Raw genomic sequence first — 6,514 nt, 5'->3', positions numbered from 1 at the left:
ATTCAAAAAACAGAAGCAGTAAGCCTTTTAGATTCCTTAACCGATCACGCATGAACGGCCCCCTTACCGGCGCCCCCGTAACAAACTGCGTCAACTTTGCGGTCTGCGCCAAAAGCCCCCTGACCGGCACCTGGAACGACAGCCACTGCAACGGCTGGTGGGGACCAGAACTGCGCTTTGCCGGTTATTTAGGTATCATTATAAAAGGAAAATCCAACTTACCCGTATATGTCAACATCACTGACGATCATGTGGAGATACTGGATGCAGCCGATCTGTGGGGTAACGATACGTTCTCGACCCAGGAAATATTAAAAAAACGCCATTCAACTGACCGGGAATCCCGGGTGCTAACAATTGGGCCTGCCGGGGAGCGCATGGCAAAACTGGCATGTGTATTTGCCGAGTACCGCACTGCTGCCAGGGGGGGCCTGGGGGCGGTAATGGGCAGCAAGGGGCTAAAAGCCATTGTGGTTACAGGCCACAAGAGATACGAACCTGCAAATCCCGGTGCATTTAAAGCAGCCAGGAAGAGGATTTATAATAAGGTCAGGACCAGTCCGGGCGTAAAAACTCTCAGGAAGATGGGCACTTCCCAGCTGGTAGATCCTGTAAATGAGACCGGTGGCCTGAGTAACCGCAATTACACATCGGGCAGGGATGATAATCTTTCTGAAAAACTTAATGGTCCTTCTTTTATGGAAAAATTATGGGATGGTGGAAACAGACGACGATCATGCAGGGGCTGTGCCATCCAGTGCAGTCACCTGGCCGTGGTAGAAGCAGGCAAGTATAAAGGGCTTGTACACGACGGTCCTGAATTCGAATCTATTACATTGCTTGGTTCCAATTGCGGGATCAATGATCCTGCAGTGGTAACACAGGCCGAACATTTGTGTGATTCCTATGGTCTGGACAGTATGAGCACTGGCAGCACAATCTCTTTTTTAATGGAATGCTTTAGCAGGGAATTGATAACTTCTGAAGATACAGGCGGCCTGGACCTGTCCTTCGGGAATGCTGATGCACTGATCGAGACCATTCATATGATGGGGTCAGGTAAAGGCAAATTAGCATTTGCTGCCGATGGTAACAGAGATGCAGCTGCCAGGATAGGAAATAACTCAGATGATCTTGCTATGAATGTGAAGGGACTGGAAATCCCTGCATACCTGCCCCAGGCTGCAAGAGGACAGGCCCTGGCCTATGCAGTCTCTGACAGGGGTGCATGTCATATCCGTCCCTGGATGTACGGCAAGGAAGCATTTGGTAGTGGGAACCCTTTGGAATGTGGGGGAAAAGGTGCAATGGTATGGGATGGTCAGATGCTAAACGCTATTCTTGATTCTATTGGGGTCTGTAAATTCTTATTAATGGCTGCCGCCGGATTGGATGATCTATTTGATCTTTATATTGCAGCAGCGGGTTTTGATATGGGCCGGGCAGAATTCGATCTGATTGGAAAACGGCTGGCAGTACTTACCCGGGCGTTCAACAATCATGAAGGCTTTAACAGAACTCATGATACACTGCCTAAGAAAGTAATGACAGAAGGCAAATCAATAAGCCAGGCAGACCTGGACCTGATGCTTGATGAATATTATAAATCCTCAGGTTTTACAAAAGAAGGAATTGTCCCGGCATCACTGCTCAGGGAACTGGAAATTTCCTGAAAAGTTCACACCATTCTGGCTTTGAGCGCTTCTACGAGCTCTTGCTGAATTGCAGAATTCCGGTCTCCGCCGCACACGCAGCCCCTGACACCAATAATATCAGGACCGATCTTATTCAATGGTTCTATATCCTCGAATTTGATAGTTCCGGCGATAGCTGTCTCAAGACCCAGGTCATGGGCTGATGCTACGAATTTGGATAATTCTTCATGGGACATGAACTCGAAAGTCGAACGCCCATCTTTTATGCCTGTATCCATCATTACCACATCGGCACCACAGTCTGCACAAACAGCAGGCAGTTTACTTACAGCAATGGAATTGATACGTTTATAATCTGAATAACCGGAAATTACCACTTTCTTATTTGGATCATAATCTTTTACAGATTTTACAACATTTCTGGCCATATCAAATGCCTGCTCCGTGGTCTGGACATCAAATAATCCTACTTTGACATATTCAGCTCCTGCCACAGCAGCTCCCAGCGCTGCAAGGGATGCTGTACCGGGTTTATAATTCATATCTCCAATGGTGGCGCTTATTGGGCATTTTGAGTTTACTGCTTCTTTCACAGCTCTTATAACCCAGGGGAAGTTGGCTCCCAGACTCCCTTCTTTGGGGTTCTTTACATCGATGATATCTGCTCCTCCATTTGCAGCAGCTCGCGCTTCATCGATATTGATTGGGCTGACAAGTAGTTTCATATAAAGTTACTCCGAAATTAAATTCAAATACTACTTTGTCCTAATAAATAAGTTACTATATGTTTCCTTAAAATTATTCTCAAAATAATCCAATCCACAAGACTTTAATAATAAAAACCATATTGGTAGATACGAAACGATATGAAAATAACCTATTCTGAAGAATTAATAAAATTATTATGTTTCGTGTAGTTTTTGTACTGGACATTTTTAATGGAAAAGTAGTACATGCCGTAAAGGGTGAGAGAGAAAAATATAGATCCATTCATGAATTCAGTTGTGTATGTTCAAATTCAGAGCCACTTTACATTGTTAATGAACTTACTCCCCGTGAAGTGTACATAGCTGACCTGAACAGGCTTAGAGGCACAGGTAACAATGATGAGATCATTAAAAAGATGGGTTGGAAGGCCAAATCCATGCTTGACCTGGGAGCTTCGACTATGGATGATGTTCATCTTGGCCAGGAGCTCGCACAATCAGTCGTCTTAGGTACAGAAACAGCAACTGAAAGTTTGTTAGAAGAAGCTTGCAGTTTCTACCCAAGAACCATAAACTTTAGTATTGATATTTTAGGTGGCAAGATACTTACAAATGAAGCCGAATTTCAAATCCCTCCCATCAAGTTGGTCCAGATGTTGAACAGTTATGATATTAATGACCTGATAATACTGGAACTGAGCAATGTAGGCACCTCTAGCGGGATCAATACTAACTTCTTAAAAGAGGTCGTTGATCATTCAAATCACAATATAATATTAGGTGGCGGCATAAGGAATATGAAGGATATCAGTCTGTTGAAAGATATCGGGTTGGAAGGTATATTAGTGGCTACATCTGTTCATAACGGTTCAATCCCGCTTGATATGATATAGTGGATCAGGATGTTATTTTTTGAACCAGTTCATCAATGTTTACCAGGTCCTGCTGGCCCGAATCCATATTTTTGAGACCGACTTTGCCCAGTGATATTTCATCTTCACCTGCTATTACAGCCCATTTGGCTCCTTTGGTATTGGCATATTTTAACTGCGCACCAAAACCTCTGCCCATTACATCGATGTCGACTATCAGGTATTCCCTGAGCATGGCTGTAATACGCATTGCCTCATCACGGGTCTCTTCAAAATAAACCACAACCACTTTATCTTCCACAGGTACATCGATGGTACATACTTCCATAATCCTGTCAAATCCCAGGCCGAAACCAGTGGAAGCAACATCTTCCCCGCCGAACAATTTGGCAAGCCTGTACGAACCGCCGCCGCATACCTGGTTCTGGGCTCCCAGACCACTGCTGTAAATTTCAAAGACCATACCTGTATAGTAATCCAGGCCCCTGGCAATCCCAAAATTGATAGTGTATTCCAGGCCGTACACATCCAGCAGGTTCAGCAGTTCCTGGAAGGTATTCATGTCTTCAATATCTCCCACAAGGTTCCTGGCCTCTGCTACGGCTTCAGTCCCGGTCAGGCCTATAAGCTCAAAGAGCTTCTCCCTCATTTCAATATCGGCATCGATCTCTTCAAGATAATCCTCAAGACCCTTGTCATCCTTTTTATCCACCAGCCTCATGATCTGACCCTGTACCACATCATTCAACCCCTGCAGCAAAGTCCTGATAATGCCAAGATGTCCAACATGTAGTTCTCCCTCTACCCCTGCTGCCTTTAACATCCTGCAGGCCAGGGCAATAACCTCTGCATCGGCTTGTGGCCTTGGACTTCCGATCAATTCAGCACCAAACTGCCAGAATTCCCTGAACCTTCCTTTCTGTGGTCGTTCGTATCTGAAACAGTTATCAAAATAATAAAGCTTGACAGGTTTTGGCGTCCTCTGGAGTTCATTGACATACATCCTCATCACAGGTGCGGTGAGTTCAGGTCTGAGTGCCATCTCGCGGTCGCCCTTGTCCTTAAAATTGTAGATCTCTCCCAGGATACCTTCACCGGATTTTACAGTGAACAGATCAATGCTCTCGAATGTGGGGGTCTTGATCTCCTGATATCCCCACCTGGTTGCCGTGTCCCGCAGCCTGTTCTCATAAAATCGTCTCTTGTGGTTATCCTCTGGCAGGAAGTCTCTTGTACCCCTGGGTTTTTGGATCTTCATGTATTTATCTCCATTATCGGCGTCTAATAAGATGTTATGTAAAATAGGTTTTGTTATTACTTTTGGTTAAATTTGGGGATTTAAATGAATAATTATTGTATAATAGCTCAAATGATTACAAATTGAGAATGAAAATGAAATGCAGGGAAAATCACCCTGCAAGAACATATTTTAAACTCTTATTCAATAATTGTATTATATTACACCAAACAGCTTTGCGAAGAATTGGATGGGCTTAACATCAGTACCTTGATCGAAGAAGATAAACCGACACCTTCGTAGGTTACCCCGTTGCCTTACTTTTACAAATCCTGATTTTAATAGAGCTTTAATTACTTTCTCACCTGATCATTACTGGTAACTTCATGGGATATCCAGTTAGACAGCAACTTCAGCAACTTCAGCACTGTTCGCTAAAATTGGATTTTCAGTTGGTTCCAAATAAAGTTCTATAGCCTCTTTTATATTTTCTAGCGCTTCTTCCTTACTATCACCCTCAGAAATACATCCGGGAAGTGAGGGAACATATACTACATAGCCGCCTTCTTCAGCTGGTTCTAAGACTACTTTAAACTTCATGACTTTCACCTAGAATTTGATAGGCTGTTTTTGAATATAAATCTAATTCATTTATTGAACCAAAGCTATGCATTCCCAGCAGACCGTGCACTATGATAATGAGACCACCACACGACCCAGTGAGGTCCTGGAATCCAGGAGCGAGCTGTGGAACCGCACTACCGGCGAGATCACCTTCCCCAGGACCAAGAGCAAGTACAACCGCTGGACCAGGCGACACACGTGCGCCCAAGACCATGAAACTGACCGGCAGTATCAGTGCAGCGAAATGCTACGACATTATGTGGGGAACAGGAAGAAGGGACACATTTTCATAAACGAGAGGATAGGCAAGAGGCTGACCCTGCGGCATTTTGAGAAGATGATCGATAAGTGGGCCAGGCTGCTGAACATCCAGAGACGTCAGTCCATCAAACCGAGCGGTAGGGAGTATCATCTGATCACATTAATGGGACTGAGGAGGCAGGAGAGAGGCACCATGATCCACAGTGCTGGTGATCCTGATGTGTCTGCGAAGGCTATGATCTAAAGTATCAAGCGGACGCAGGCATCATTTAAGTATGGGGGCGCGAGGTCAGATGCAGGATGAATGGGGCTGGGATTAAGGTCAGGATTTCCTCATTATTAAGCTGCAAACATTATTTTCCCACTTTTAGCAAATTCGGCAACAGGTGAGGTTTCATTTTCAAATTCCTCTGATGTAAGTGTGATAATGTCGAGGGGTATCATGAATTTTCGAATTGTTTTTATTTCAGCATCCTTTGTCAACAGGGCTCGCTCAAAAATATCTTTATTGCTGAAGTCCTTTGAAATGATGGCAATATCTATGTCGCTGTCTTCGGTGGCATTATCTCGGCTTTGTGAACCGAATATAATTATCTTTGAGACATCCAACCCTGTTTCTCTCAGGCATTGTTGCAGGAAAGTAACTGCATCTACTACTTTGCTTTTAACCATTTCAATACTTCCTTAGGGTGGCGTTTTGCTGAATTTTTTAACATAAAGCCCTTTGAGTGCTTTTTCAATTGACAGGTGACACATGAAAACAGCATAGAAATATCTTTCCCCTTCATATAGGTAATCTGCTGTTTCTATATCATATTCGGCCTGTTGTAACCATTCATCAGGCTTTATTACCACGAGTTTTCCTCCGTATTGGTTTATTGTTCTGCTCACGTATTTCTTTTTCTGCCTTTATCCACTCAAGCAGCACACCAGCTGGCTCATCCTCACGGTCCTGTTGCACAAGCTTCCCTGAAAGTATTCTTCCATTATAAGCACACCAGACCCGGAATGCATGAGTGTATAAGGTTGGCTGCACCCTGCTGCCCTTCGGCCAGAGGGTGCAGGTTTTGTTGTTGAGATATTGTAATTCTGTTTTTACAGACGGGTGGTGTGGTGCGTGAACAAGACGAGTGCAAAGCCATGTGCACGTCCCCCCAG

General features: G+C 44.3%; 9 protein-coding genes. 3 read left to right on the top strand and 6 right to left on the bottom strand.

The annotated features are described in order from the left end of the window. Positions 1 to 1,673: aldehyde ferredoxin oxidoreductase family protein (locus IBX40_10050; GenBank protein MBE0524658.1), on the top strand; the 1,673-nt coding region annotated here is incomplete at its 5' end. Between the two features lie 5 nt (positions 1,674 to 1,678). Here the strand turns inward: IBX40_10050 and IBX40_10045 are convergent. Next, a complete protein-coding gene (locus IBX40_10045) occupies positions 1,679 to 2,380 on the bottom strand; it encodes a (5-formylfuran-3-yl)methyl phosphate synthase (GenBank protein MBE0524657.1) in 702 nt (233 codons plus the stop codon). A 179-nt stretch (positions 2,381 to 2,559) separates the two neighbouring features. On the opposite strand from IBX40_10045, the gene IBX40_10040 reads away from it, so the two are divergent. After that, the gene (locus IBX40_10040; protein MBE0524656.1) at positions 2,560 to 3,255 is read left to right on the top strand and encodes a hypothetical protein; all 696 of its coding nucleotides are present in this window, start codon (positions 2,560 to 2,562) and stop codon (positions 3,253 to 3,255) included. 4 nt (positions 3,256 to 3,259) lie between these two features. On the opposite strand, the gene IBX40_10035 is transcribed toward IBX40_10040, so the two are convergent. Next, positions 3,260 to 4,492 (bottom strand): histidine--tRNA ligase, encoded by a 1,233-nt coding sequence (locus IBX40_10035; protein ID MBE0524655.1) that lies wholly within the window; start codon positions 4,490 to 4,492, stop codon positions 3,260 to 3,262. Between the two features lie 378 nt (positions 4,493 to 4,870). Beyond that, positions 4,871 to 5,071 carry a type II toxin-antitoxin system HicB family antitoxin gene (locus IBX40_10030; protein MBE0524654.1) on the bottom strand — a complete coding sequence of 67 codons (201 nt, stop codon included), beginning with the start codon at positions 5,069 to 5,071 and terminating at the stop codon, positions 4,871 to 4,873. Between the two features lie 67 nt (positions 5,072 to 5,138). Here IBX40_10030 and IBX40_10025 point away from each other — a divergent pair, with 67 nt between their 5' ends. Further along, a complete protein-coding gene (locus IBX40_10025; protein MBE0524653.1) occupies positions 5,139 to 5,600 on the top strand; it encodes a hypothetical protein in 462 nt (153 codons plus the stop codon). A 95-nt stretch (positions 5,601 to 5,695) separates the two neighbouring features. On the opposite strand, the gene IBX40_10020 is transcribed toward IBX40_10025, so the two are convergent. From IBX40_10020 to IBX40_10010, 3 genes are read right to left on the bottom strand one after another with little or no spacing between them, the layout of a single operon-like run. Further along, complete coding sequence (locus IBX40_10020; GenBank protein ID MBE0524652.1) at positions 5,696 to 6,028, bottom strand: nucleotidyltransferase domain-containing protein; 333 nt, start codon at positions 6,026 to 6,028, stop codon at positions 5,696 to 5,698. Positions 6,029 to 6,040: 12 nt separating this feature from the next. Continuing rightward, positions 6,041 to 6,211 (bottom strand): HEPN domain-containing protein, encoded by a 171-nt coding sequence (locus IBX40_10015; protein ID MBE0524651.1) that lies wholly within the window; start codon positions 6,209 to 6,211, stop codon positions 6,041 to 6,043. Continuing rightward, the gene (locus IBX40_10010; protein MBE0524650.1) at positions 6,195 to 6,392 is read right to left on the bottom strand and encodes a hypothetical protein; all 198 of its coding nucleotides are present in this window, start codon (positions 6,390 to 6,392) and stop codon (positions 6,195 to 6,197) included. Before IBX40_10010 ends, IBX40_10015 begins: the two co-directional genes overlap by 17 nt. Between the last annotated feature and the right edge of the window lie 122 nt (positions 6,393 to 6,514).

It is taken from the genome of Methanosarcinales archaeon (assembly GCA_014859725.1).
Classification (GTDB): Archaea; Halobacteriota; Methanosarcinia; order Methanosarcinales; family Methanocomedenaceae; genus Kmv04.
The sequence above is the reverse complement of the archived record's forward strand: the minus strand, read 5'-3'. Positions and strand labels throughout refer to the sequence as shown.